26 protein-coding genes are annotated in these 24,591 nt (G+C 35.9%); 10 read left to right on the forward strand and 16 right to left on the reverse strand.

The annotated features are described in order from the left end of the window. Positions 1 to 4: 4 nt before the first annotated feature. Positions 5 to 319 carry a hypothetical protein gene (locus LEP1GSC203_RS17695; protein WP_002975268.1) on the reverse strand — a complete coding sequence of 105 codons (315 nt, stop codon included), beginning with the start codon at positions 317 to 319 and terminating at the stop codon, positions 5 to 7. Continuing rightward, on the reverse strand, positions 316 to 1,926 hold the full coding sequence (locus LEP1GSC203_RS17700) for an ArnT family glycosyltransferase (RefSeq protein ID WP_002975427.1): 1,611 nt from the start codon (positions 1,924 to 1,926) through the stop codon (positions 316 to 318). The genes LEP1GSC203_RS17695 and LEP1GSC203_RS17700 overlap by 4 nt, the downstream gene beginning before the upstream one ends. A gap of 245 nt (positions 1,927 to 2,171) precedes the next feature. Between LEP1GSC203_RS17700 and LEP1GSC203_RS17705 the strand changes: the two genes are divergently transcribed. The 4 genes from LEP1GSC203_RS17705 (at position 2,172) to LEP1GSC203_RS17720 (ending at position 6,591) form a co-directional block, all read left to right on the forward strand. Beyond that, positions 2,172 to 2,708, forward strand: coding sequence for a DinB family protein (locus LEP1GSC203_RS17705; RefSeq protein WP_002975465.1), 537 nt, complete (start codon positions 2,172 to 2,174; stop codon positions 2,706 to 2,708). Positions 2,709 to 2,896: 188 nt separating this feature from the next. After that, positions 2,897 to 4,558, forward strand: a complete 1,662-nt coding sequence (locus tag LEP1GSC203_RS17710; RefSeq protein ID WP_002975396.1) for a sulfatase-like hydrolase/transferase — start codon at positions 2,897 to 2,899, stop codon at positions 4,556 to 4,558. 67 nt (positions 4,559 to 4,625) lie between these two features. After that, positions 4,626 to 5,555, forward strand: a complete 930-nt coding sequence (locus tag LEP1GSC203_RS17715; protein WP_232225936.1) for an SUMF1/EgtB/PvdO family nonheme iron enzyme — start codon at positions 4,626 to 4,628, stop codon at positions 5,553 to 5,555. Then, a complete protein-coding gene (locus LEP1GSC203_RS17720; RefSeq protein ID WP_002975520.1) occupies positions 5,545 to 6,591 on the forward strand; it encodes an MBL fold metallo-hydrolase in 1,047 nt (348 codons plus the stop codon). The genes LEP1GSC203_RS17715 and LEP1GSC203_RS17720 overlap by 11 nt, the downstream gene beginning before the upstream one ends. 32 nt (positions 6,592 to 6,623) lie before the next feature. On the opposite strand, the gene LEP1GSC203_RS17725 is transcribed toward LEP1GSC203_RS17720, so the two are convergent. Continuing rightward, positions 6,624 to 7,733: a hypothetical protein gene (locus LEP1GSC203_RS17725; protein ID WP_002975481.1), complete on the reverse strand. Its 1,110-nt coding sequence runs from the start codon at positions 7,731 to 7,733 to the stop codon at positions 6,624 to 6,626. Between the two features lie 347 nt (positions 7,734 to 8,080). On the opposite strand from LEP1GSC203_RS17725, the gene LEP1GSC203_RS17730 reads away from it, so the two are divergent. After that, on the forward strand, positions 8,081 to 9,841 hold the full coding sequence (locus LEP1GSC203_RS17730; RefSeq protein ID WP_002975212.1) for an alkyl sulfatase dimerization domain-containing protein: 1,761 nt from the start codon (positions 8,081 to 8,083) through the stop codon (positions 9,839 to 9,841). Here LEP1GSC203_RS17730 and LEP1GSC203_RS17735 read toward each other — a convergent pair. From LEP1GSC203_RS17735 to LEP1GSC203_RS17755, 5 genes are all read right to left on the reverse strand, one after another. Then, positions 9,820 to 11,340, reverse strand: coding sequence for an SDR family oxidoreductase (locus tag LEP1GSC203_RS17735; RefSeq protein WP_002975399.1), 1,521 nt, complete (start codon positions 11,338 to 11,340; stop codon positions 9,820 to 9,822). The genes LEP1GSC203_RS17730 and LEP1GSC203_RS17735 overlap by 22 nt on opposite strands. Positions 11,341 to 11,445: 105 nt before the next feature. Beyond that, positions 11,446 to 12,126, reverse strand: coding sequence for a hypothetical protein (locus LEP1GSC203_RS17740; RefSeq protein ID WP_002975279.1), 681 nt, complete (start codon positions 12,124 to 12,126; stop codon positions 11,446 to 11,448). Positions 12,127 to 12,151: 25 nt separating this feature from the next. Continuing rightward, positions 12,152 to 12,397: a hypothetical protein gene (locus tag LEP1GSC203_RS17745; RefSeq protein WP_002975416.1), complete on the reverse strand. Its 246-nt coding sequence runs from the start codon at positions 12,395 to 12,397 to the stop codon at positions 12,152 to 12,154. Positions 12,398 to 12,412: 15 nt separating this feature from the next. Beyond that, complete coding sequence (locus LEP1GSC203_RS20115; protein ID WP_002975461.1) at positions 12,413 to 13,537, reverse strand: methyl-accepting chemotaxis protein; 1,125 nt, start codon at positions 13,535 to 13,537, stop codon at positions 12,413 to 12,415. A 61-nt stretch (positions 13,538 to 13,598) separates the two neighbouring features. Further along, positions 13,599 to 15,401 carry an ABC transporter ATP-binding protein gene (locus LEP1GSC203_RS17755; protein WP_002975401.1) on the reverse strand — a complete coding sequence of 601 codons (1,803 nt, stop codon included), beginning with the start codon at positions 15,399 to 15,401 and terminating at the stop codon, positions 13,599 to 13,601. Positions 15,402 to 15,519: 118 nt separating this feature from the next. On the opposite strand from LEP1GSC203_RS17755, the gene LEP1GSC203_RS17760 reads away from it, so the two are divergent. Further along, positions 15,520 to 16,251 (forward strand): pseudouridine synthase, encoded by a 732-nt coding sequence (locus tag LEP1GSC203_RS17760; protein WP_002975206.1) that lies wholly within the window; start codon positions 15,520 to 15,522, stop codon positions 16,249 to 16,251. Here the strand turns inward: LEP1GSC203_RS17760 and LEP1GSC203_RS17765 are convergent. From LEP1GSC203_RS17765 to LEP1GSC203_RS17775, 3 genes are all read right to left on the reverse strand, one after another. Continuing rightward, entirely contained in the window at positions 16,241 to 17,071 is an 831-nt protein-coding gene (locus LEP1GSC203_RS17765) for an acyl-CoA thioesterase (RefSeq protein ID WP_002975450.1), read from the reverse strand. The two genes, LEP1GSC203_RS17760 and LEP1GSC203_RS17765, sit on opposite strands and share 11 nt — an antisense overlap. Before the next feature lie 65 nt (positions 17,072 to 17,136). Continuing rightward, positions 17,137 to 17,676 (reverse strand): MepB family protein, encoded by a 540-nt coding sequence (locus LEP1GSC203_RS17770; protein ID WP_002975319.1) that lies wholly within the window; start codon positions 17,674 to 17,676, stop codon positions 17,137 to 17,139. A 20-nt stretch (positions 17,677 to 17,696) separates the two neighbouring features. Continuing rightward, positions 17,697 to 18,023 carry a DMT family transporter gene (locus LEP1GSC203_RS17775; protein WP_002975517.1) on the reverse strand — a complete coding sequence of 109 codons (327 nt, stop codon included), beginning with the start codon at positions 18,021 to 18,023 and terminating at the stop codon, positions 17,697 to 17,699. A gap of 231 nt (positions 18,024 to 18,254) precedes the next feature. Between LEP1GSC203_RS17775 and LEP1GSC203_RS17780 the strand changes: the two genes are divergently transcribed. The 4 genes from LEP1GSC203_RS17780 to LEP1GSC203_RS17795 all read left to right on the forward strand — a co-directional run bounded on the left by LEP1GSC203_RS17780 (position 18,255) and on the right by LEP1GSC203_RS17795 (position 20,759). Beyond that, the gene (locus LEP1GSC203_RS17780; RefSeq protein WP_002975278.1) at positions 18,255 to 18,635 is read left to right on the forward strand and encodes an ArsR/SmtB family transcription factor; all 381 of its coding nucleotides are present in this window, start codon (positions 18,255 to 18,257) and stop codon (positions 18,633 to 18,635) included. Continuing rightward, positions 18,598 to 19,056 carry an SRPBCC family protein gene (locus LEP1GSC203_RS17785; RefSeq protein ID WP_002975342.1) on the forward strand — a complete coding sequence of 153 codons (459 nt, stop codon included), beginning with the start codon at positions 18,598 to 18,600 and terminating at the stop codon, positions 19,054 to 19,056. The genes LEP1GSC203_RS17780 and LEP1GSC203_RS17785 overlap by 38 nt, the downstream gene beginning before the upstream one ends. A gap of 64 nt (positions 19,057 to 19,120) precedes the next feature. After that, positions 19,121 to 19,588 carry an SRPBCC family protein gene (locus LEP1GSC203_RS17790; RefSeq protein ID WP_002975388.1) on the forward strand — a complete coding sequence of 156 codons (468 nt, stop codon included), beginning with the start codon at positions 19,121 to 19,123 and terminating at the stop codon, positions 19,586 to 19,588. A gap of 361 nt (positions 19,589 to 19,949) precedes the next feature. Further along, positions 19,950 to 20,759: a glutathione S-transferase family protein gene (locus LEP1GSC203_RS17795; RefSeq protein WP_002975456.1), complete on the forward strand. Its 810-nt coding sequence runs from the start codon at positions 19,950 to 19,952 to the stop codon at positions 20,757 to 20,759. A gap of 258 nt (positions 20,760 to 21,017) precedes the next feature. On the opposite strand, the gene LEP1GSC203_RS17800 is transcribed toward LEP1GSC203_RS17795, so the two are convergent. The 5 genes from LEP1GSC203_RS17800 to LEP1GSC203_RS17825 all read right to left on the reverse strand — a co-directional run bounded on the left by LEP1GSC203_RS17800 (position 21,018) and on the right by LEP1GSC203_RS17825 (position 24,461). Continuing rightward, complete coding sequence (locus LEP1GSC203_RS17800; protein WP_232225937.1) at positions 21,018 to 21,584, reverse strand: SOS response-associated peptidase family protein; 567 nt, start codon at positions 21,582 to 21,584, stop codon at positions 21,018 to 21,020. Between the two features lie 55 nt (positions 21,585 to 21,639). Further along, complete coding sequence (locus LEP1GSC203_RS17805; protein WP_002975303.1) at positions 21,640 to 22,203, reverse strand: DUF4256 domain-containing protein; 564 nt, start codon at positions 22,201 to 22,203, stop codon at positions 21,640 to 21,642. A gap of 752 nt (positions 22,204 to 22,955) precedes the next feature. Then, on the reverse strand, positions 22,956 to 23,228 hold the full coding sequence (locus tag LEP1GSC203_RS17815) for a hypothetical protein (RefSeq protein ID WP_002975515.1): 273 nt from the start codon (positions 23,226 to 23,228) through the stop codon (positions 22,956 to 22,958). Next, positions 23,218 to 23,505, reverse strand: a complete 288-nt coding sequence (locus LEP1GSC203_RS17820) for a hypothetical protein (protein WP_002975261.1) — start codon at positions 23,503 to 23,505, stop codon at positions 23,218 to 23,220. The genes LEP1GSC203_RS17815 and LEP1GSC203_RS17820 overlap by 11 nt, the downstream gene beginning before the upstream one ends. Positions 23,506 to 23,765: 260 nt before the next feature. Next, positions 23,766 to 24,461 carry a hypothetical protein gene (locus LEP1GSC203_RS17825; RefSeq protein WP_002975270.1) on the reverse strand — a complete coding sequence of 232 codons (696 nt, stop codon included), beginning with the start codon at positions 24,459 to 24,461 and terminating at the stop codon, positions 23,766 to 23,768. Positions 24,462 to 24,591: the final 130 nt, after the last annotated feature.

Raw genomic sequence — 24,591 nt, forward strand, 5'->3', positions numbered from 1 at the left:
GTTTTTAAAAAAGCCCCTTTGTTTGATTTTTTATACATAACTCACCGCTTTTACAGGAGTCTGCGATTGCTTTGGAACATTCGGAAAACAATTGGTACTGTTTAGTACAAAGAATTTCGCAGGCAAATTGATAAACCTTGGGATCTTGTAACTTCTTCTGGTCTTCATTTAGGCAAAGACTGGCTTTTTCACAAAGGAGTTTGCAACCCGATGATTGGTCTAGTTTGGCTTTTTGTCCAAACTTCGGTGCATTGTCTTTAGAGAAGTCCCAAAATGATACAAGAACCAAAAGGAAAATTAAGAATCCGTATTTTTTCATAGGTTTTCTCCCCGTTTCCAAACAGTGATTTCTGATTGGAAAGAACGTTTGTCCATCTTCAGAAGGGCTCGTAAAATTTGATTGGAATCTAAATTCAGATGTTGTTTCCACTGAAACCAAGAGGCCACTTTCTTCCAGTCCTCTGTGAGTGTAGTGTCTCGAAAAACGATGAGAGTATCGGCAGTAGGACAGGTTTCTTTGTAAGTGAGAGGGAGAGCAAAGTAAACTTTAGTATCTTTGATTCTGTTTTGAATGTCCATTGCTGTCCAAGGATTCTCTGCAATCACACAAATTTCTTTAGTTTGTATTCCTGTTAGTTGTTTGGCGGTATCGGGGTCAGCCATTGGGCGTAGGAGTAAAAACATGGTAATTGGAATGAGTAGGAGTTGGGGGAAAAAGATTCCATAAAAACGAAACTTTTCATTTTGTAAGGAAAGTATAGCACCTACAGTGATGATGATTCCTAGAAGTGAAAATGCAAAGAGAGCAGGAAGCCTCAAAATAATTGCTACCAATACAAATAAAAAGTAAAATAGGGGAATGGAATATTGATTGTATTTGGAAAGAATCAATGTCTTCCAAGTTTCTTTTTTTAAGGCCGGTAATAAAAATAGAAAAGCGATAAAGGGCGTTACATAGTAAGGGTCTTTTCTATTTGGCATTAAGTGAAAGATGGTAACAAATAATAAAAATACCAAAACCACCGTAGCCAAAATTTTGTTTTTTTGGTTCGAAGTTTTTCTTATGGTGATCATCCATGTAATATGGATTAAAGGAATTGTAAATGGAATTGTGTAAAGGAACCAACCTCCCCAAATTCTAAGTCCAGACTGGTTGGCTGCGTAAAATTTCCCCATATTTTCAGTGATAAAAAAGAAACGTAACAATTCTTTTCCTGAACTTGTAAATAGATACAAATAAGAAACCCAAAGGATTGGAATTATGAAAGAAAGTGTAAATAGTAGAAGTGTAACTCTTTCTTCTCGAAGAGGACGGTAGGAAATTTGAAAATGTCCTCTTCTCACTCGAATCATTTTAATGTATAAATAACTGAGCAAAAATAATAGAATATAAATATGAAGGATTGGACCTTTGAGGAGGTATCCGAATCCAACGAAGAAACTACCCCATGCAATATATGTTTGTTTTTTTGATTTCTTAGATTGGTAGAATAAAAAAACATAAAGCAGTGTAAAAAACACCATTGCCCCTTCCATCATCAGTAGGCCAAAAAACTTAAGAGAAAGAAAAGAGAAAGCAAAAGCTAGTGTTGCGAGTTTAGTTTCCTTTAGTGAATGACTTATTGAATTGTAAAGTTTATAGAACAAAGTCAAAGTTCCGAGGCCAAATAAAAAAGAAACCAATCGTTCAGAAAAATAACTCACACCAAAAATTTTATCGAAGAACATTCCCATCCAAAAAAGAAGAGGTGGTTTGTAAGGATTGGGAAGACCTGATAAAACAGGAAGGGTATAACTACCAGCATCCAAACTTTCCCGAATGGAACGAATGTGCATAATTTCGTCCCCTTGCGGGAAGGCCACATCGGGAACACCGAGGGTCATAGCGAAAATTGCAGATAGAATAAAAAGAACAGCAAAAAACATGGTGACCCCTTTTATCCATAAACGAAGATACTGACTGGTCAGTCAACGTGTTTAAATTGAAAATAGTGAATGGAATTTTTTTTAAGAAAATTTGGAAAAATTAAGAATGGCGAAAAAAAGAAAACCTGTCTGCTTGATTAGACCGGCCCTTGGGATGGAAAGTGTCCTTGTTTTTGCAAGGAAATTGGGAGAAGAAGGAGAAAAACAACTGATTATCGAGCAAAATACTTGAATTTTGTATAAAAATGGCAAGAAATCTTGAGTCTAAGCTCTATTGTATGAACCCTTTATTTGCCGAGAACTCCCAGATTTTGGAGCAAGGGATTCAACTTTTGGAATCTATTTCGAACGAAAGTTATTCACAAAAAAGACAAAACATGGATGCTTCCATTGGGGAACATGTTCGGCATATTTTAGAGCATTATGAATTGTTTTGGGAAGGCATAATGGTGGGTCATATTGATTATGACAATAGGAAACGTAATCCAGAACTGGAATCCAATCGTTTGTTTGCAGTTCAATCGATGATCGGTTATGTATCCAAGTTTCAAAATCAAACTTTAACTTTAGAACCACTCACTATATCTCAAAATTATAATCCAAACCAACCAATACCGAAGGTGATTAGTAACATGACCCGTGAGTTAATGTTTTTAATTTCCCATACAGTTCATCATTATGCTATCATTTCCATATTAGTAAAGTTAGATGGGGGTTTTGTGCCTGAAGGGTTTGGATTTTCACCAGCCACTTTGTTTGCAAACGTAATCGAAAGACCATAAGGCCTGAGTAATCTCTAATTCTTTGATTCTCTTTTTGGTCTAGATCGTGTCGAATACATTGTTCGATTTGTCATTAGATTGGATGGATTTGACCTTTTTTACACTTTCCAAAACTTAACGGAATACTTAACTCTTGGCGTACCTCCTAGGAGAAAGAACCCTTCATTCAAAAGACTTTGGGTTCTGTGATGAAACTTTTAAAAATTCTATTATCTTCTTTTTTGGTTCTTTTGATTCTTTTCGGTATTCTTTATTATAACCGTTTGCTTCTACTTCGTTATTCTTTGGGTTGGATTACAGACATTCGTTATCCAAGAGAACCAAACCATCCCGTGCCTTGGCAAGTTGGCCCGAACCTTCCTCAAAAGAACCTAAAAGTTCGTCCTCCGAATATCATTGTGATTATGGCAGATGATTTAGGTTTTAACGATGTTACAACATATGGCGGTGGTTATGCGGACTTAGGTGTTCCCACTCCAAATATTGATTCTATAGCAAAAGAAGGAGTCCGATTCGATTCTGGATATTCAGGTAGTGCGGTCTGTACAGTCTCACGTGCTGCTCTTTTAACTGGTCGGTATCCTTCTCGGTTTGGGGTGGAGTTTACACCGACTCCAGGAGCTTTAGCTCGAGTGGGAGCTGATTTGTATGCTGACCCTAACCGATTGTATCCAGTCATCATTGACAAAGAAAAGGCTGAAAAATCTAAAAGTTTTAACGAATTGGGAATGCCCACTTCAGAAATCACTATTGCTGAAGTACTTAAGGCCAGAGGTTACCATTCAGTTCATATTGGGAAATGGCATTTGGGAAGTACTGAAAGTATGCGTCCCAACAAACAAGGATTTGATGAAACTTTGTTTATGGAAAGTGGACTTTACCTTCCTGTTGAGGATCCGAATGTCTATAATTCAAAACAGGATTTTGATCCGATTGATCAGTTTTTATGGCCCAATATGCGGTTTGGTGTAAGTTATAACGGTGGGAAGTGGTTTGAGCCAAGTAAATATCTTACAGATTACTTTACCGAGGAAGCAGTTAAGGTAATTGAAACCAATAAACACCGCCCATTCTTTTTGTTTTTAGCTCATTGGGCAGTCCATACACCATTACAAGCAAGTAAGGAAGATTACGATGTTTTGCATCATATCAAAGACCACAGGAAACGTGTGTATTTGAGTATGATTCGTTCTTTGGATCGAAGTGTAGGAAAAATTTTGGCCTCCTTAAAAAAAGAAGGTCTCGATGAAAATACAATCCTGATTTTTACCAGTGATAATGGGGCTCCCAATTATATTGGCCTTCCTGATGTAAACCTTCCTTACAGAGGATGGAAACTCACTTTCTTTCAAGGAGGGATTCGCGTTCCCTATGTAGCAAAGTGGCCTGGTCATATCAAACCTGGTACCAAATACAAAAATGCAATAACTAATATTGATATCCTTCCAACGGTAGCAAGTGCTGCTGGTGCTAGTTTACCTGAGGATAGGCCTATAGATGGGGACAATCTTTTACCTTATCTTAAAGGACAAAAGATTCAAAAACCGAGGCCACTCATTTGGAGCGACGGATACTATCAGACCGTCCAGTCGGATGGATGGAAATTGATCCAAACAGAACGACCTAAAAAGAAATGGTTGTTCCATTTAGATACAGATCCTTTAGAAAAGAATAACGTAGTTTCCCTTTCTCCTGATACTTTAGAAAAACTTGAAAAAATATTAGTAAATTATAATAAACAAATGCCAAAACCCCTTTGGCCATCGTTTATTGAATTTCCTGTCTCTATCGATAAAACCTTAGATCAAAAACAAGAACCTGAAGATGAATATAGCTATTGGGTAAATTAGTTTGTTTTCCTGGTTTTCGAAACTGACAATCGTCCTAATTGGATTTAGTCTTTTTCAATGTTCTATTGTGTTGAAGTATTTCGAATCAAAGAAAACTTTTTGTCAGTATCCAGAATCAAATCGAAACACAGTTCATTCGGGAATGGTTTGGATTCCCTCTGGTTCATTTCAAAAGGGAGATAATGTTTATCCTGAGGAATCTCCTGTATATAGAACTTCTGTAACTGGTTTTTGGATGGATGAAACAGAAACTACAAACGATGAATTTGCGAGGTTTGTTTTTGAGACAGGTTACATCACAGAAGCAGAAAGGCATTGGATACCCGGTGGATCTAGAGAATCGAATCAAGAAATCAATGAACCAGGTGCCATCGTATTTCAAAATTCAACAAACAATGTACAAAGGAATTTTCCCTTTGAATGGTGGAGGTATGTCCCTGGAGCCAATTGGCGTCATCCAGAAGGGAATGGATCCCATATAGTAGGTAAGGGTGCTTTTCCTGTAGTGGCTGTAACATACCAAGATGCTTTGGTGTATGCCAAATGGAAAGGTCATTCATTGCCCACAGAAACGGAATGGGAGTGGGCGGCGAGTGGTGGGAAGGAAGGGGCATCTCCGAGTGATTTGGTCCATAAAGATGCAAATACATGGCAAGGTGCGTTCCCATTTGTAGATGAAGGACAAGATGGATTTATTGGAATTTCACCTGTAGGATGTTATGCAAAAAATGGGTTCGGTCTTTATGATATGATCGGAAATGTTTGGGAGTATACCTCAGATTCTTGGAAGTTTACCGATCCGACAGAAAAATCAAAATACCATACAATCAAAGGTGGTTCCTACTTATGTTCACCTAACTATTGCAAACGCTATCGAGCCGCTGCAAGACAACCACAAGAAGACCACCTAGCCTCAAGTCATATTGGTTTTAGAACCATATTACGAACAAACTTTGATGAAATAAAAAACATTACTAAGGAAAATAATGAAAATTAAACAAAACCAATCCATTTTACTCGGTCTCCATTTGACTTTGTTTCTTATGTTCTCTTGTTCTTGGGATCAGTTCGTATTGAATCGAGTTACCGAAAATACAAATGTAAAATCAAAAGCGGCAAAAGAACTTTTAGACAAAGATAAAATCACGATAGTGCTTACTGGCACTGGTTCTCCACTTCCTTCAGAAAGCATTCAGAATTCCACTGCAGTCTTTGTGAATGGTCAGTTTTTAGTTTTTGATTGTGGTGATGGTGTTGCCATGGCGATGGAGAAACTCCACTTACCAGTAACAGAAATCAATGCAGTTTTTGTTACTCATTTTCATTCAGATCATTTTGCCGATTTAGGTGAGGTGATTGATCGCAGTTGGTTACTCGGAAGAAAAAAAAATCTGAATGTGTATGGACCGAAAGGGATTACAGAGCTTGTGAATGGATTTCTAAAGAGTTACAATTTGGAATATTATTACCGAACCAAACACCATGGAGAAGAGATTATGCCTTCTCAGTGGAGTGGAGCTAAGCCAAATGAATTTTATCCCAAATCAGATGGTTCTTCAAAAATTGTTTATGAAAAAGATGGAGTTGTGGTTCATGCTTTTTTTGTAAACCATGTGCCAGTCGAACCTGCTGTCGGTTATCGAATTGAATATAAAGGTAAGTCGATTGTGATCTCAGGTGATACGGCAGATTCGGAAGTACTTAAAAAACAATCTTCTGGGGTAGATTTTTTAATCTCAGAGGTTATGAATAAATCAATGATTGCAAACATTGAAAAATCATATGAAACTATTGGTAATCCTAAGTTTACAAAAATCATGAAGGATATCCAGTTATATCATATCGATGTGAGTGAATTAGCAAAGTTAGCAGAAGAGGCAAAAGTAAAAACTTTAGTATTAACTCATATGATTCCGTTTGTTAAAGGTTATTTCCAAACAAAATCGATTTATAAGGATCCTGTCAGAAAAGAATTTAATGGCGATTTGATTATTGCTGAAGACGGTAAAAGAATTGAAATTCCATTACCGTAATCCTTAATTTTGTTTTTGGTCCTAAATTTACTTTAAAACAAATAAGTAAATGTAGGACCAATTTCCCAACCACGTAAACTTAACGGGTTGATTTCTGCTTCCGCATACACTCCACCTGCAGTGATTCCAAAATGTTTATTGAAAAATATGGTTACAGATCCTCGAACTTCCCAGGCGGCAAGCACTGGATTCCGTCTAACATCAGTTCTAAGGAAAAGGAATTTATAAGGATTGTATTGTAACCTAAGGCCTAGGTTTCCAAATTCTTTTTGTATGGAATTGTAGAGAGGTAATGCATACGCACTTCCTAAACCTTGGTAAGCCCAAGCATTTCCAATAGCAGTGGGGTCTGAAGGCAAAAGAAGATTATCCGATCTTTGTGCGATCCCTACGGTAGAAAACACATTTGCATAAAATCTTGCATCTCTATATTGAAAGTAAGGTTCAATTTCCCAATTTTTAAAATAATTGAATTTGAATCCAAGGGCAAAGATGTTAATTCGCATATTGTCATTTACTTGGATTTTGGGAAAAGCGAGATAGTGGTTCGTTACGTTTGTTGTCTCTAATACATTGTCCCACTGATAGTTTCCTGTGCGAAGAAATTGACGAACAGAAAATACGGTGGAGAACACATCAGTTATTTTTTGTGTATAATCTACTCTGATATTTCGAACGACATGTTCCGATGACGAATCAAATGAACGTAAAGGCACAGTTCCTTGGTTTGCTGGTGACATCTTTAAATCAATCGCTGTATATCCATAAGCAAACAACCATTTGTCGTTAGCTAAGGTAAAGACTGTCCCTTGGTTGGTTCCTGATCCTTCGGATGGAAAATTGGTAGTTCCAGCATTGGTAAGGCCCGTTTTTTTGGCAATTCCTGGATTGGTGGTGAGCCCAGTATTCGGATCCCTATGAGCAAAGGGAATATTAGGATTGGTTTGGATTTCAGCCCTGCCGGCCCCTGCATAGAACAGAAACCTCCATCGTTCTTTTTCTGTTTTTTCATCTGCCTGCTGTGAGGTTTCGGCGGTTCCGTCTGTTTTGGGTAAGGTGACTCCTTCTTTTGGCGTAGTTTGTGCCAAAATGGAATGAATTGCGAATAAAAATAAGGATAGGCCCCATAGAACTTGTTTCATTGAGTCTCTCGGTAAGTGTTTTGGACACTGTTCGCTAAAGAGAAACTGAGGATAGATCGAAATCTGTTATTACAGAAACGTCTCCAATATATTGTATTTAATGGCCAGTTCCTGGTTTAAGAAAATGGATTTTTTTGGTTCGAGTTTTGAATTCATGAGATCTATCACCTGATTATTGTTAAATGAATAATCAGAATCTGCCTCAGAAATTTATGGTTCCGAACTAACAATCGCTGATGGATTATACAATTCGTACAATCTAGTAGTTTGAATTGAAAACTTCCCATCACTTAATACTAAAACTAGGTTTCATTCTAATTAGTTCTATTGGTTTCTTAGAATCATATATGAAATTGAATCTTAATTTTTTAATCCTATGTCTGTTTTTTATCCCATTGTTTGATTGTCAGATAACAAAACCAAAAGAAGTTTTAAAAGGTTCTCACGAAGTGCATCTAGAAAATTTGAATGCAGAATTTGAGAAAAAAATTTACGAAGTGGTTCCTGGAGTTTTTTCAGCAGTAGGATATGGTATCGCTAACTCGATGTTAATTGTTGGAAAGGATGGCCTTATAATCATTGATACATTAGATGAGTTACGTGCATCCAAACAAGTTTTGGAAGATTTCAGAAAGATATCCTCTTTACCAATCAAAGCTATTATTTATACTCATAGCCACCCTGATCATATTTTTGGATCACAATCTTTTGTTTCAGGAGAATCGCCGGAAGTGTATGCCCACGAGAGTTTATTACCAAGTGTACAAAAATTGGCAAGTGAAACGACTCCGATCATTGGGACAAGAAGTGCTCGTATGTTTGGAAATTATCTAGAAAAAAGCGACTTAGTCAATGTAGGGATTGGACCTTACCAAGGTTATAATGCGGATACCAAATTAGATTTTGTTCCACCAACGAAAACATTCAGGGATACTCTAGAAATTGAGGTTGCAGGGATACAATTGAAGTTAATTCATGCACCTGGAGAAACAGACGATCAAATATATATTTACCATCCAGAAAAAAATATTTTATTTGTAGGAGATAACTTTTATAAAGCATTTCCTAATTTATACACAATCCGAGGAACATGGTTTCGGAGTTTAAAAAATTGGTATGAGTCTCTAGATATCATTCGAAAAATAAAACCAGAACATTTGATTCCAAGCCATGGAAAACCAGTTTCTGGTAAGTCCTATATTATGGAAGTAGTGACAGATTATCGAGATGCCGTACAATTTGTACATGATCAATCTCTACGTGGAATCAACGCAGGATTCCATCCCGATGATTTAGTTGAATTTGTGAAACTTCCCGATCATTTAAAAAAATCACCTTACCTCCAAGAAGTTTATGGAAAAGTATCTTGGTCTGTTCGGTCTGCGTTTACTGGCAATCTGGGTTGGTTTAGTGGTGACTCTTCGGAATTACAACCTCTGGATCGAAAGGCCTATGCAGATTTGATTGTAGATTTGGCTGGAGGAAAAGAAAATCTTTTTAAGTATACAAAGAGTAAATTACAATCCAATGAATACCAGGCTGTTTTAACACTTTCAGGATATATCCTTCGTAATGATCCAAATTTTAAGGATGTTGTTTCCTTACGCATTGAAGCTTTGGAAAAACTTGGCCAATCGGAATCGAATGCAAATGCTAAACACTATTATCTTACCGAAGCCTTAGAATTACGAAATCAGTTTGTGGCTAAAATCAAAGTGAGACCAAGTCCTGCACTTTTACGACGATATCCTGTAAAAGTGATTTTAAGTAGCTTTGTAACTAATTTGGATCCTGAGTTAAGTGCTAATACAGATGAAAAAGTGGGGTTTATTTTTGAAGATACAAAAGAAACGTATACCATCCATGTAAGACGGGGAGTGGCGGAAGTGATTCCTGGTTTACTCACTGATGCACATTTAGTTGTTGAATTAAATACCCAAGATTGGAAAGAGATGTTGGTTCGATTGAAATCGCCTGCAACAACAGTTCTTAAGTTTCGATATAAAAAGGGGAATTTACTATCCTTCGTACAATTTTTGAAAAAGTTTTCACCTAAAGAACAAATTCTTTCTTCACAAATTCCGATCTACCAATCGATAGGAAAATAGTCTTTTAGAAATTTGCCAATCCAGTGTTTCCCTGTATTGACACCATCAAACAGGGGATCAACGACTCGGGCAGCGCCATCCACAATGTCTAGTGGTGGTTGGAAATCATGAAGGTCTTGTTTTCTTTTTGCAAGTTCGACTGGATCTTCATCTGTAACCCAACCTGTATCCACTGCATTCATAAAAATTCCATCTTTTGCAAAGTCCTCTGCAGAAGTATGGGTCATCATATTGAGGGCAGCTTTTGCCATATTTGTATGAGGATGGCGGTCTTCTTTTTTGAATCTATGGAATTTACCTTCCATAGCGGAAACATTAATGATATGTTTTTTCCCAGTATTATCTTTTCGCATAAGACCAACAAGGCGGTTACAAAGTACAAACGGTGCGACAGCATTCACCAATTGAACTTCCAACATTTCTGAGGTGTTGATTTCTCCAAGTCGAAGCCGCCAACTATTTGTTTTACGAAGGTCCACTTGTTGTAAATCCGCATCTAACTGGCCTTCTGGAAATACTGCTTCTAGTTCATGGGAATTGTCGTGGGAGTAGGGGATTTGTGAGAGTGCAGCAGATGACCGAATTCCGACTCCTGGTGTTTTATGATTCCAACTCACAGCAAGGGCAGTGGCAGCATCTTTCATTTCCGAATCCGACCGATAAGAATCTAACTCTTGTTTGCAGTGTTGGTAAAAACTTAGTAACTTTTGTGCTTCCGGTGGTAACTCGATAATCGTAAGTTTTTCCATGTCCAGAAGATGGCTATAAAAACCAGGTGGGCGTCTCACCGTTTGGGCCGCATTATTAATTAAGATGTCTAATCTCTCTAAATGATTTTCTAAAAATTTACAAAAAATTTCTACACTGGGTGTATGCCTGAGATCCAATCCAAAAATCTGTAAACGATCCTTCCATAAATGAAAATCTGTCTCTTTTGCAAAACGAATTGCCGAATCATTGGGAAATCTTGTGGTTGCAATGACGCGCGCACCAGCACGTAACAAAAGTAAGGTTGCCTGATAACCTATTTTTAAACGAGAGCCAGTAATGACTGCTACAGTTCCTCTGAGGTCAGTTGTTTGGAACCTTTTGGAATAGTTAAGTTCCGCACAATTGGGACACATGGAATCGTAAAAAAAATGTAGTTTAGTGAATGGTGTTTTACAGATATAACATGGTTTTGGATTTGAAAGTTCTTCTGCTTTGTCCCAGGACCATCCGGCCGTATTCGAAATTTGTAATGGCGCTTTAAAAACTGCAGTTTCTCTAGCTCGCCTGATTCCCGTTAGGGCAGTTTTTTGCTTTTCTTGGATTTTGAGTGTTTGTTTTTTTTCTACACGAACGGTGCGGTTTCTTTTTCGAACTTCATTCCGATCGGGGCGAGAAATTTTGCCGCAGAGGATCATCAGTTCTAAACGTTTTTCTTCGGAAATAGATACAAGTTCTTTGGGGGAGTCCAAAAGAGTTTTTAAATCCTGTAACAAAGAATCGATGTCCATAGAACCAGAATTTTGATTTGGTATGGACGAGCAAGTATCTTTGGTAGGATAAGATTCAGGGAAAGCTTCGCTATTCCCAATCTGTGAAAATTTCTGTCCTTCGGTTTAGTGCTTCAATACTCGGATTTTGCGTTTTCCTGTAAATTGGATTGATCCATTTAGGACGCAACTATCTTGCATTTCTGACTTTAAATCGATTACCTGTTCTCTCATATTTTTAAGAATTGAAATTACATCTTTGGACTCGCAAGTACCGAATGCCTTGAACAATTTCTCTTTGTCGTAATAAAGTGAGTTTAGTTGTTGTTCTAATTGTTTGACAGTAGAATCTTCTTCACTTGAATTCGATATACTACTGTTTGGGTCCTCGATTAAAATTTCACGAATTGGTTTAGTCAAGAATTGTTGGATTTCAACCAAGTCTTCTTCGTGAATTAATGGCTCTATTGCGATTAAGATATAAGTTGTCAAGGAAGCTTGGATCATTAACTTTGAATCAGTATTTCCTGTATTAAAATTTTGGTATTGAATTTGAGTGTTAAGTTGTTTCCAAAAACATTTTAATTCAACGTATTTTGAAAATAATAGAACTCTTAATTCTTCTTCATCCTCGACATCTTCTAAAATTTTTAGAAAATTATCAATAACAGAGTCAAACCAGACCTGCGTTAGTTTTTCGTCTTCTTTGGTAGTTTCAAAACTTTTTCCCCAATCTTCAATGTTCTCCCTTACCGATCTCGAAAAGGATTCATTAGTTAAGTTCTCTTTGATTATTTTTAATTCCATTCTATGAAAGTCCAGTGTGTAGATTTTATTCGGATAATCTGAATTTTGGGATATATGCCGAACGAATGGATTCAATAATGATTTGTTTCGATTCGATTTGTTTAAAATTTTCTTTGAATTGGTAAAGTCGGCTAAGTTCAGATTCTAAGCTATAGTACTCTTCTAGAATTTTATCTGTGTCAGAAGTGCCAAGTTGGGATTCTAACTCTTCTTTTTCTTTATAAAGATCTACTATCTGAGTTTCCAAGTTTTCTGCGAGTGAATTATCCATCGCATTTTAGACTGATTATTTTTTAAGTGCAGAAATTAAATTGAATTCTACGAGGATACTCCAAGGTCTTTTACTTTGACCGATTTTTACTGGTTTAAGAATTCTTGCCGTATTTGATTTATCGATAAATGTAAAACTTTCTCCTCTTTGGATCGCATTTTTGGCATCGTCATTGAGGATCTCGGCACTTGTGCCTAAGAATTCAATTTCTGGGTGAGAGGCAAAATTTCCGTTGTATGTTAGAAGACATGTTTTACCAATACCGAATAATTTTTTTGGTGAGAGTTCCCTTTGTAGTTGTTCCAAAGAAAAGTCAGCACCAAGGATACCCGCAAACTTTGAATTTAAAAACAAATTGGTCATGAGACTAGTCATTTTGACGGTTTTTCCTTCGATAGGGTAATCGTAAGGTTCCATCATAATATCTTCCCCTAAATCACGGGGAAGGGTATACCATTCATTTTCACCTGCAGTGTCATAACCTTGTAGAGGTTCTATCGATATCCGTCCTGTGTGCCTATGACAATAAGGAACAAATCTACCTTTAGAGTCATGCCCCTCTTTTCCTGCATATGCAGCGTCCATTAAATCAATGACATTAGGTTCACAGCAGATAGCATATGCAAGTTGTTGTTCGTTTTGAATTAAGTATTCTTGTAAGATCAGGAGTAGATGTTCTCTTTTCATTCCTATATTTGCATGGACCAAACTTTGAATTAAAAATTTTAATCCATACAAGGAAGTTGCCATAATATAAAATTTGGATTCGAGTTCTTTGGCAATATTACTCGCCCAAAGTTCTGCATAGTCTAAAATTGATTGTTTTTCCATCTCCATAACATCAAAATTCGCAGATGTATTTTCTAAATTAATGCGAGATAAAATTTCGGAGATTTTTTTAGTAGCTTCAGAAGTTTGGAAGGATAATTTTGTCACTTCATTTGCTACAACTTCAAAACCTCGTCCATGTTCCCCGGCCCTTGCTGCCTCAATTGAAGCATTTAGCGCAAGTAAGTTGGTCTGTTTTGCTACTTGTTGAATTGAAGCAGCAACTGAACCAATTTCTTTTGACCTTTCCCCAAAAGAATCGATAAGGTCTTTCAGTTTTTTCATTCCTAAATTAGAATAATTGTCTTCCATGTCTTATCCTGTATTGATTCCTTTTGACTTTCCAATTATAATATCGGATATTTTTGTCTAGCTATTGATAACCAGCTTGTTGCAATCTAAATAGTTTTTCATATTTTCCTTTGTTTAAAAGGAGTTCATCATGGCTTCCCCATTCAGTTTTTTTACCTTGTTCTAGAACTAAAATTTGATCGGCCATCCTTACTGTTGAAAACCGATGAGAAATTAGAATCACAGTTTTTCCTTGTGTATGTTCTCGAAAATGTTCAAATACTTTCATTTCAGCCTCTGCATCTATAGCAGAGGTTGGTTCATCTAATATAAGAATGTCGGCACTTGTTCGCATAAAGGCGCGGGCGAGCGCGATCTTTTGCCATTGCCCACCAGATAATTCCCTACCATCTTGAAACCACTTTCCTAGTCTTGTAGAATAACCTTGTTCCAAACGTGTTACAAAGTCATGGGCCATTCCAAGTTTGGCTGCAGGAATCCATTCTTCTTCCGATTGGATTTTTTGAACATCACCCATCCCAATGTTTTCACCCACTTTGAATTGGTATTGGACAAAGTTTTGGAAAATGACACCAAACCGGCGACGTAAAGTTTCCTCATCCCAATTTTCCAAATCAATTCCATCCAAATAGATTTTGCCAGATGTCGGTGAATACAAACGAGTCAGAAGTTTGATTAAGGTTGTTTTACCGGAACCATTCTCGCCGACGATAGCAAGTTTTTCTTCAGGTTTTAATTCAAAACTAACATCAGAAAGAGAAGGTTCTTTTGCACCTGGATATTGAAAAGAAACAGATTCAAAAACGATTCCTAATCTTTGGTGGTTTCCTTTTTGATTTCCATATTGTTTAAGAATCGCAAGTTCTAAAAATTCCATAAGATTTTCAATGTACAAATGGTCTTCATAAATTCCACCGAATGCAGAAAGTGCATTGGAAAATGTATTTTGTCCTTGCCTAAAGATGACAAGATACATAGTCATTTCGCCTAATGAAATTTTATGTAACAATGCTAAACAGACTATCCAAATGTAAGAGCCGTAAAAAGCAAATTGGCTAAGTAATCCAAGGAGAAAACTAAAAATTCCTTTATAGATTGTTAGTTTTTTATCTTCAATATAAATCCTTTGAAAATTGTTTTTGTATCTACCAAGAAATTCTTTACCTAAGTTAAAAAGTAAAATTTCTTTTGCGTTGTCTTCTCTTGCCATAAGTGTTTCAAGATAAACTTGTTCTCGTGTTTCTTTAGCCTTCCATCGAAACAATCGAAAACTATGATTCGAAAACTTTGTTTCTGCAATAAAAGAAGGGATGGCTGCAACAACTAAAATAAAGGAAGCTAACGGAGAGAGTTTGATTAGAAGTCCAAAAAAACTGATAATGGTAATGGAAGATTGAGCGATGGTAAAAAATCTCGTGACCATAGATAGAGGTTTAGAGGAAGCTTCGGTCCTAGCTTGGGTCATTTTATCATAGGTTTCGGAATTTTCAAATTGAGTGAGTTCTAAACGAATCGCTTTGGATAGAATTCTTTCGTTCACCTCCTGGCCTAAACGAATCCTTAACAAAGTATAGGCAATATTGTATAACTTCTGAGATCCAAAATAAAGAATGGTGATAATCCCTTCCGCATAAACCAATTTTGCCGCATCAGATTGTAATAAATCTATCCATTCGTCTGATTTTATTTGGCTTTGGAGGATGGAGTCGATTATCAGTTTTCCAATCCATACGAGAGTAGAGGGAAATAAACCGTTGGCTATTGTTAGAAGGGAAATGAGAGCGGTTAAACCAGGGGAACTTTTGTAAGCTAAATCAAAAGCAATTCGTGAAGTTTTTAAAATCCTTAAAAAGGTATCAAACATACTAGTTAGATTGATTTGCCCATTTGTTTTCGATACCTTTTTTTAGTTCTATTCATTCTGATCATGCAGAATTCCTGGTTGCCATATCCTTTTCTAATTGCAATGATGATAACACAATATGTCAAAAGAAAGGTTAGATAAAGTTCTCGGAAATTTTGGTTTAGGGTCACGTTCCGATGTTAAAAAAGAAATCCACCAGGGACAGGTCCAAGTGAATGGAGTGGTGATTAAGGATCCAAGTTATAAAGTATCGCTTACAGATGAAGTGACTTATTATGAAGAGACTTTAGTTCGGAAAGAGTTTTATTACTTTATGATGAACAAAGCTCCAGATTGTATCACTGCCACAGAAGACAGTCGTGAAAAAACAGTCATGGATTACCTAAGCGAAAGACATGAAAATATGGATTTATTTCCTGTCGGTCGATTGGATAAAGAAACAGAAGGTCTATTATTATTTACAACAGATGGACCGCTTGCCCATTATTATACATCCCCAAAACACTTTGTCGAAAAGGAATACTATGCAGAAATTTCTGCCCCAGTAACTCCTGAAGACATCCTTGCCTTTGAAACAGGAATTGTTTTAGATGATGGTTATAAAACCCTTCCTGCAAGGTTGGCCATTCCAGATTCTAACCAACCAAACATTGTGACCGTATGGTTAAAAGAAGGGAAATACAGACAAATCCGAAGAATGTTTCAAAGTTTAGGTAAGGAAGTCATTTACCTAAAACGAATGAAGATGGGAAATTTAGAATTGGATCCAACGTTAACACTCGGGGCTTATCGTGAATTAACTGCCGATGAGGAAATTCTTCTCAAACAAAAAGCACCCATCATTCAATAAACCTTTCTATTTTGTCAAAGAAAGCGGCAGGTGCTCGTCTCGGTCTAGAGTTGGAAAGAGAAACAAATAACTGTTCGTCTTTCATGCTGGCGAGTAAGTTGCCATTTAGGTCTACAATGTCTTGTCTAAAATAAAACCGAATTTTTTCAAAACTTTCGATCCAACTTAAAATTTTGACATGCGTACCTGGCTCAGGTTGTTTATGGATTACGATTTCACCACCCATAAAAAAAGTAGTGGAGTCTGTTTCTTTAATAAGGCTCAAGTCTACGATTTCTTTAAAAAATAAAAAACGTCCCTCTTCAAACACTTTCCAAATTGCATCCGAAGGTAAATTCCAATAACAATTCATATCACTAAAAGGAATATAATAATCATGTTCTACTGTATTTTGTAAGATGGGTTTCGGATGGATGGTAAATTCATATGGTGTAATATTGATTTCTGGAATTGCAGTAATGACAATATTGTTCCCATCCTGAACTAATTTTGATGTTGTTTCTAATTGACAGGCTTTTTTCCCGTCACTACCTAAAATGGTTTGTTTCCAAAAGAGGATTCCATGATCCATTCGAAATACTTGCGATTCCACTGTAATTTCTGAATTTGCAAATTGTTGGCTTAAAAACCGAACGTAGGTAGATCCAGGTAAATAACTAATGTTATTACTTAACATATCTTCTACAGAATATCCAAATTCTCTTAAAACTTCACATCTCGCATCGTAGCCGAAACGTTCATAGGTCCGACTAGTGACATGACGGTTCCAGTCCAAATCAAAATGATGTGTGGTTAAGGATTTACGGAAAATTTGGCTCATTCCACCTTTCTTTTCATTTTAAATGAATGGTAAAGTAGAATTCTTGTCGGATTTAACTTGCAGACCTAAGAATGTAATTTGATTTTTATATCTAAAAGTTTACCAATAACATCCAATCCATTTAGTTTTTTATTTGATTCTACAAAATAGGGTAATTGCCATTTTTGTGTGGTTAGTCCTTGTTTGTTGTCTGGTATGTCCCAAGCAGGATATACTCGGAATCCTCTTTTGCCTTCGTGTTTTCCGGAAAGTATTCCTTTTTCATCTAATATCTGTTTTGTGAATATGAAATGACCAACACGATTGTTATTCAGAGTAGCAATAATAAAAATGTCAATATCATCTTTGCTCTTAAATGGTTCAATAGGACCATCTTTACTACGTTTCCATAAAGTTACAAATTGACCTACTTTTTTAGATGTGATTTTTGCTTTTCGAAATCTTATGTTTTTCTTTTGAATTTGAAAATAACAAGCATCGTATTCTGCACTTTCCGGTTCTAGTTGAATGTTATGGATCTCTAAACCAAGTGAATCGAACAAACTTTCTTTGGAGATCTTTAAGAATTGAGGGAATGTTTTTTGGTTTGATGGATTGATAGACATCGCTTGTAAACCACCTTGTATTAATGTGATACTGTTTTAAGTCCAACAACAGATAAGATGAGTGTGGTTAGAAAAAATATCCGCCAGAAATCTACAGGTTCTTTGAATAAAATGATTCCAATGAGAACGGTGCCCACAGCACCAATTCCTGTCCAAACTGCATAACTTGTACCAATAGGCAAAGACTGAGTCACTTTAATTAGTAACAACATGCTGACGAGTAATGAAATAAAAAAGCCAAAATACCATAAGTAAGTTTCAGTTCCTGTGGTTTCTTTTGCTTTTCCCAAACAAGTGGCAAACATTACCTCAAAAATTCCTGCAATAAATAGTAAAATCCAATTCATACTCACTCCTAAAAGATAGGTTTTCGGTTCTATGTTAGGATGTAAACTGCATATAAATCAATTCAGTCTACTAGTAAGGATTGTGAGTTTGAGATGTTTTAGAACTTGTGTTTTTGAAATTCTAAAATATCGTCCGCTTTCCTTTATTCTTCGATTTTTGTTTCATGGAAATTATTCAACTAATTGGTTTAATAATTGACTAAAAAAATGCCATGATTTAAATTCAACCAAATGGTTGAATTTCGTAAAAAAGAACAAATGTTGGATCGAGTGTTTGCAGCCCTTGCAGATCATTCTCGAAGGCAAATGTTAGCCAGTCTCCGTAAAGGTAATTTGAGTATATCGGAACTCGCAGAGCCATTTGCGATGTCTTTTGCAGGGGTTGCCAAACATATCGATGTGCTTACTGAAGCACAACTAGTTCGGAAGGTGCGTGCTCCCGAAGATGGTCGAAGTTTTCGATTGGAGTTACAAAATCAAACCTTAACGGAAGCAACCAATTGGATTCGCTATCATCAAGAGTTTTGGACGAGTAAATTAGCAAATCTCGAAGCGTTTTTTGAGGAGAAGGAATATGAACAAACAAGTCCTAAAAGTAGAAAAAAGAATTAGCGCCGACCCCGTGCGTCTCTTTCGTGCATGGCTGAATGTGGAGGATTTTTCACGTTGGTTTTTGTCAGGAGAGATGATCGGGATTGATTCTGTTGCAATGGATCCAAGGCCAGGTGGAAAGTTTTTAATCAACATGACCCTTGATGGAAAAATTCTTCCTCATGAAGGCGAGTACATTACTATCGATGAACCCAGAAAAATAGTTTTTACTTGGCGATCTCATGCAACTGAAAACAAAGATACGCTCGTGACAGTTACCTTTTCAGAAGTGAAAGCTTCATCCACTTCGAATGGTTTAAATGAGAAACCACAAACTTTAGTCACTTTGGTTCATGAAGAATTAGAGAACGACATCCAAATCAAAATGCATAGCCAAGGTTGGACAAACATACTTGAAGGTTTAAACTATTGGATGAGTTAGGAAATGAATTCAAATTAAATATATAAATCATTTGAGTTGAGTAGATTAAAACAAGGAGAGTTGTATGGGTATATACCACAAAGTAGGAATACGGGCGGGAGAAAAGGAAGTGATCAATGCATTGACCACGAAATCCGGATTAGCTAATTGGTGGACAAAGGAAGTGGATGGTAGTTTTACTTCTGGAGTTTCTTCCATTGGAGAGTCCATTTTTTTTGGATTTGGGCATGGCAATGCTATTGAGATGAAGGTAAAGGAATTGGAACCCAAACATTTATTATGGGAATGTCTTTCCGGACCGGAAGATTGGATCGGTTCTCATATCGATTTCCAATTAAGTTTAGGCAAAGCGAACGATGGAGGAGGGATGACAATTCTTTACTTCAGACACAAAGATTGGAAAAAGGAATCTGAATTCACTGCGCATTGCAGTATGAAATGGGCAGTTTTTTTACTTAGTTTAAAAAACCTTTTAGAAGATGGAGTTGGCAGACCTTCCCCTGAAGATATCAAAATCGACGACATCAATTGATATTTTCCCCGCGGTTTGTATCTGTAACGCAAGCCGCATAGTTTTCTAAATTAAAAAATAGAAATTATTTTCGCTACATCGGTAGTAGATTCTTCCATTGTCTCTTTTGTCTCCAAGCTAAGATACTTTTAATAGATAACAAGAAGATCATCATTAGAAATGGAGCAGGGACAATATTATATTGTAAAAACTCCAAATATAAAACAATAGTAACGATAATCGGAGACAAATTCAATAATCCAGTAGCAGTCGTTTTCTAAAGAGAATTAAGTAACCACATGAAATTTCTCAAACACCTACAATATGTCTTAAATATCCGGTCGTAATAAGGGCTGCTATAAAATTAGCAGCTTTCGGAGTCATGGGAGGACTTGACAAAAGATCTACTATCATCAGTTTTTCGTTACAGGGAAAATCTTTAGAAAGAATTCTACCCAAAAAAAATATTGGCTCATTTGGAACCTATCTTGAATTCAATGCTAGAGAAAACAGAAAGAAGTTTTTGCTTCTATTGAAAAATAATTGCCATGTGCTTTACTTTTTTGTTAATAGAACGTTTATGATTGAATTATTTGAATTTGCCTTATCAGGAAATTGCTATAAAGTAAGGTTGCTGTTATCTTTTCTGAATCTCCAATATGAAAGCCAAATTGTGAATGGGCCTGAGCGTGAACATAAATCGGAAGCGTTCATTGCTAAAAATCCATTTGGACAAGTTCCTGTTCTCAAGGATGGGAATATAGTCCTTAGAGATAGCCATGGGATATTGGTATACCTCGCTCGTGCTTATGGTGAAGAGCATTGGTTTCCCAATGATCCAGCTATTGCAGGAGAAATAGTTGCGTGGCTTTCAACTGCAGCAAATGAAGTTTCACGTGGACCAAGTGCACTTCGTGCACATTATTTACTCGGTCGTCCTATTAATTTGGAAGAAACAAAATTAGTCACAGAAACCCTTTTATCTATATTAGAAAAAAGACTTGTGGCTCATAATTGGCTTGTTTCTGATTCAATCACCATCGCAGATATTGCTATTTATCCTTATATAGCTCTTGGTAATCAGGGGAAAATTGATTTATGGATATATCCTAATATTCGAAAATGGATGTACCGTATAGAGAATTTACCTCATTACCTTTCAATGCAAGGTGTACAATTGCAAGTTTTATAAATAAATGCTTTTCTTTACCTTGAATGTAGTAGGTAACTTTCCACAGTTAATCAGTTCTGGAATTTGTTCAGTGAAATTTTTTAGTCAGAAAGATGGATTTTGTGGATAAAAAATAGTTTTGTTAATTCTTCTTAATTCGTTTGAATCTCGTTAAATTTTGTCAGAATAGATCAAACTAAATAATGTTTGTTCGTAATCTAAGTCTTCGGTAATTATTTCGTTCGGCTGAAATTGGGTAATTAGTTTCTTAATTTGATGTTACGTATTTAACTTTAGATCAAGCCAAGCATCCTGATTTTCTCTTCGAATTATAATAGGTTGCCTGTGTTTATTATCTCCAGAGTTATGGATTTCTGCAGTTTTTTCATTGGCGACCTGAGTGACGATAGTTACCCAGGTAGTGCCATTTGAATTAGCACCCCAAATTCCGCCAAAAAAATTGTTCTTATTTATAAATTCAATTTTAAATTTGTGTTTTTCTCCACTCCTTTGCATTTGCCATTCGAAGTAAGACATTACAGGAATTAAACATCTGTTGATCGAATATTTTTTCCAAAAGTTAGAAGAGAATATATGTTCTGATTGGGTAGTTGTGATCAGACGATTTGCAAAAGATTGTTTTGTGCCCCATGTTCCAGAAGAAAGTGAAATATTATCTGAAACGTTTTTTAGATACCAACAATGATCGTTGGGTTTGACCGCTAAGCCATTTTGTTTATATTTATGGTAATCTTCCTCATACTGAATCGGATCAAATGAAAAATTCTTCCATTGGGTTTTATATTCTTCAAGAGCTACTAATCTATTTGTGAATAAATTTGACATAGTGGGAATTAAGTAAAAGCTACTTTTTCAAATAGTTTTTTTAATCTCTTCTGTATTACACTTGGAGTGAGGCTCGAAAACCCCGAGCAGCATAATATGATTCTGCACCATTGTGATATATGAATACATTGTCATAACGAAAGTCAGCGAATATGGCACCCCCTAAATTTCTAATACTTGCAGGTGTTAGTATCCAACTTGAAGTTTTTGTATCGAAATTTCCGAATTTTTGCAACTCCCTATATTGTTCTTCAGTCAAAATTTCGATTCCCATTGCCAATGCCATAGCTAGAGCATTATCTTTGGGTTTATTCTCTTTTCTTGTCTCTTGGGCTTTGCGGTCATAACAAAGGCTTCTTCTACCTTGGGGACTTTCCTTTGAACAATCATAAAAAATGAAAACGTTTGTTTTTTTATCATAACCGACGACATCAGGCTCACCACCTGTTCTTTCCATTTCATTCAAGGACCAAAGTTTGTCGGGATTTAATTCTAATTTTTTCTGTATTTTTTCCCATTCCAAATTTTTGTGACGATTAGTATTTTTTTCAAACCTAGCTTTTAAAACTAAGAGTAGGTCATTCATTTGTTGGGGTGAAATTTTCTGTATATTTTTCATGACTTAGAAGTCTCTATTATTTTAAAAAAAAAATTAAATAAAAATCATCAGATCTATCTTTATTATCCTCATAAATTTAAATCAATAAAAATATCATTTCTCTAAACTGAGTTTTGAAGAATATTTTAATTGTTTTTCTATTGTATGTTCTTCGATAAAAAACATTCTATTCTGATTTCTCGTCATCTCGTATTTAAATTAAAACAATGAGTAATTTACGGTTACAAATTCTCCAATATCAAATGGAGAACTATTTTTGGATATTTGTGCTTAACGTTTGGAAACCTTCTCTTGTAAAGTTCTAGATTTTTTTTGGTTCTTTAGCCTAATGAGTTCAAGAATTATCTTGTCAGGAATTTTCTTAGGTGAGTTTTTCAAGGTATTCATCTTGTCTAGAAGACCAGCCTTTTCCCCGCTAAAAAACCTTTCTTTCCATTTGTATCCCTACTAAGTAGATATTCCATATTCTGCATAGAGCTGAGAAAAATTAACGCCTCTCTCATCGCTCGCCATAACGAATTCTAATCTTAAATCCACGACCTGATTCTCCTTCCAATGCCCTCCTACAAAGTTGTTCTCGGGTATGAGAAACCAGAAAGCGTTACCTATGTCTTGATACAAATTTGGTACCCATGTCCTGAGGCATACATTTTCGGTCTTGCGCATAATGTGTCTTAGGCCGAGCAAGGGCGAAGTCCCGAAGCGAAGTGGTTAGCTGCTGTTATGCGACGTGTGGTAAGCTAGAAAAGAAATTACTGTTCTTTAAGTTTTCCCGTAACATATTGATGCAAAATACTTGAAACTAAAGTTTGATAAGGGATTCCTATTTCAAGTGCTTTAGTTTTTAGTAATTGAATGTCTTTACCAGCAATTCTAATATTCATTCTTTTGTCTTTGGCTAACGTATTTTTTGCAGCAAGCTTAAACTTATTTAAATAGCCTTTTTTATTTGAAACGGATTTCCATTCGTTTCTTTCAAACGATAATTCTAATTCTTTTTCTTCATCAGTAAGTTTAATTTTCATGTAAGTTTACCTCTGGAAAATATAGTTTAGAGTGTTTTCTTGAAGGATAAGCAGTTTTGAGAAAGAAAGAAGTTTCATTTTCAATTGCTGGAACAACCCATGCATAATTATCAATATTAATTATTATGATTATTTGATTCGGATATTTTTTGCTATTTGGATGTTCTAAGATGTCTAGAATTGCTCCTGCTTCAATTTCGATTACAATTCTTTCGAATGAAATATTTCTTTGAGAATAGAGAATTTTATTCTTTTCATTATCCCAGTCAAAGATCACAAATTTAATGAGATAATTATGTGTGCCTTTTGTCAATACACATTTTTTTGGTTAATTTACCAATTTTTACCACATTTCGCATAACGAACTAGGGGAGACGACGTTCCCTGACCCTGAGTCCCGACGGGACGTTAGGGACTGGCACGGAGTTTGCGGATGCAAGCGAGTGACAGAAAGGGAAAGTGTCGCAGACCAAGTGAGGGCTCGTCCCGAAGCGCAGCGTTTCCCCGCTGTTATGCGAAGTCACTAATTTCTTAGTTTTAATTTTTTATTTTGAGTTTCTCTAAACAGAATGTTATTTTATTTATAAATAAGTTGTCTGTCATCAAATCTATCTTTTTATCACTTATAAGCTGATGGAATACAGAAACTTCATCCTTTAATTCAATTTCTAGAAAATTATTCGTGAATATATTTTTTATAACAATTTGTTGGCAGGATGCTATTTCTATTTTATTTTTAAAAATAGAAACTCTTAATTCTACATTTAAAGGGAAACCGATCATTGATCTTTGAAGATAACGATATCTAGGTTGATAGTCAAACATCAGGAAAATGAATATTGATACATCGTCAAATTCATTTATTATATGATTATTGTTAGGTAAAAGTATTAATTCTGAGTAAATATCTTGAATTTTTTCAAATTTGAATAAGTGCTTATGATTATTTATTAAGTTTTCGTCTGAAAAAAATATAATTCGTATTGTATGGTTTTTCCATTCTTCAGTTGGTTTTTGTTCTGGACTTGGGATATGATCTAGAAAAAAGAATTTCAAAGGAGAATTATATGAGAAAACATTATTCTGATAATTTTGATCATATATATATACCCTAGAATGTCTATGTGGACTTAAATCATGATTACCCAAAATTCGTATTTCTGAAGTATTACTATCGTATATACACCCAAAGAAACAAGTCGCCGTTAATAGGATTATTTTTTTAATAAACATTTTTTAGTGATTTCGCATAACGAACTAGACTAACCGACGTAGGCTGACCCTGAGTCCCGGAACGGAGCTTGCGTATGCAAGCGAGTGACAGAAAGCCTATGTGTCGCAGACCAAGCGAGGGCGAAGTCCC

Source organism: Leptospira terpstrae serovar Hualin str. LT 11-33 = ATCC 700639 (genome assembly GCF_000332495.1).
Classification (GTDB): Bacteria; Spirochaetota; Leptospiria; order Leptospirales; family Leptospiraceae; genus Leptospira_A; species Leptospira_A terpstrae.

What these genes read in the sequence shown, in the direction of transcription:
- LEP1GSC203_RS17695 (WP_002975268.1), bottom strand. Translation starts at nt 319, where the DNA reads ATGAAAAAATACGGATTCTTAATTTTCCTTTTGGTTCTTGTATCATTT.
- LEP1GSC203_RS17700 (WP_002975427.1), bottom strand. Translation starts at nt 1,926, where the DNA reads ATGTTTTTTGCTGTTCTTTTTATTCTATCTGCAATTTTCGCTATGACC.
- LEP1GSC203_RS17705 (WP_002975465.1), top strand. Translation starts at nt 2,172, where the DNA reads ATGGCAAGAAATCTTGAGTCTAAGCTCTATTGTATGAACCCTTTATTT.
- LEP1GSC203_RS17710 (WP_002975396.1), top strand. Translation starts at nt 2,897, where the DNA reads ATGAAACTTTTAAAAATTCTATTATCTTCTTTTTTGGTTCTTTTGATT.
- LEP1GSC203_RS17720 (WP_002975520.1), top strand. Translation starts at nt 5,545, where the DNA reads ATGAAAATTAAACAAAACCAATCCATTTTACTCGGTCTCCATTTGACT.
- LEP1GSC203_RS17725 (WP_002975481.1), bottom strand. Translation starts at nt 7,733, where the DNA reads ATGAAACAAGTTCTATGGGGCCTATCCTTATTTTTATTCGCAATTCAT.
- LEP1GSC203_RS17730 (WP_002975212.1), top strand. Translation starts at nt 8,081, where the DNA reads ATGAAATTGAATCTTAATTTTTTAATCCTATGTCTGTTTTTTATCCCA.
- LEP1GSC203_RS17735 (WP_002975399.1), bottom strand. Translation starts at nt 11,340, where the DNA reads ATGGACATCGATTCTTTGTTACAGGATTTAAAAACTCTTTTGGACTCC.
- LEP1GSC203_RS17740 (WP_002975279.1), bottom strand. Translation starts at nt 12,126, where the DNA reads ATGGAATTAAAAATAATCAAAGAGAACTTAACTAATGAATCCTTTTCG.
- LEP1GSC203_RS17745 (WP_002975416.1), bottom strand. Translation starts at nt 12,397, where the DNA reads ATGGATAATTCACTCGCAGAAAACTTGGAAACTCAGATAGTAGATCTT.
- LEP1GSC203_RS20115 (WP_002975461.1), bottom strand. Translation starts at nt 13,537, where the DNA reads ATGGAAGACAATTATTCTAATTTAGGAATGAAAAAACTGAAAGACCTT.
- LEP1GSC203_RS17755 (WP_002975401.1), bottom strand. Translation starts at nt 15,401, where the DNA reads ATGTTTGATACCTTTTTAAGGATTTTAAAAACTTCACGAATTGCTTTT.
- LEP1GSC203_RS17760 (WP_002975206.1), top strand. Translation starts at nt 15,520, where the DNA reads ATGTCAAAAGAAAGGTTAGATAAAGTTCTCGGAAATTTTGGTTTAGGG.
- LEP1GSC203_RS17765 (WP_002975450.1), bottom strand. Translation starts at nt 17,071, where the DNA reads ATGAGCCAAATTTTCCGTAAATCCTTAACCACACATCATTTTGATTTG.
- LEP1GSC203_RS17770 (WP_002975319.1), bottom strand. Translation starts at nt 17,676, where the DNA reads ATGTCTATCAATCCATCAAACCAAAAAACATTCCCTCAATTCTTAAAG.
- LEP1GSC203_RS17775 (WP_002975517.1), bottom strand. Translation starts at nt 18,023, where the DNA reads ATGAATTGGATTTTACTATTTATTGCAGGAATTTTTGAGGTAATGTTT.
- LEP1GSC203_RS17780 (WP_002975278.1), top strand. Translation starts at nt 18,255, where the DNA reads ATGGTTGAATTTCGTAAAAAAGAACAAATGTTGGATCGAGTGTTTGCA.
- LEP1GSC203_RS17785 (WP_002975342.1), top strand. Translation starts at nt 18,598, where the DNA reads ATGAACAAACAAGTCCTAAAAGTAGAAAAAAGAATTAGCGCCGACCCC.
- LEP1GSC203_RS17790 (WP_002975388.1), top strand. Translation starts at nt 19,121, where the DNA reads ATGGGTATATACCACAAAGTAGGAATACGGGCGGGAGAAAAGGAAGTG.
- LEP1GSC203_RS17795 (WP_002975456.1), top strand. Translation starts at nt 19,950, where the DNA reads ATGGGAGGACTTGACAAAAGATCTACTATCATCAGTTTTTCGTTACAG.
- LEP1GSC203_RS17800 (WP_232225937.1), bottom strand. Translation starts at nt 21,584, where the DNA reads ATGTCAAATTTATTCACAAATAGATTAGTAGCTCTTGAAGAATATAAA.
- LEP1GSC203_RS17805 (WP_002975303.1), bottom strand. Translation starts at nt 22,203, where the DNA reads ATGAAAAATATACAGAAAATTTCACCCCAACAAATGAATGACCTACTC.
- LEP1GSC203_RS17815 (WP_002975515.1), bottom strand. Translation starts at nt 23,228, where the DNA reads ATGAAAATTAAACTTACTGATGAAGAAAAAGAATTAGAATTATCGTTT.
- LEP1GSC203_RS17825 (WP_002975270.1), bottom strand. Translation starts at nt 24,461, where the DNA reads ATGTTTATTAAAAAAATAATCCTATTAACGGCGACTTGTTTCTTTGGG.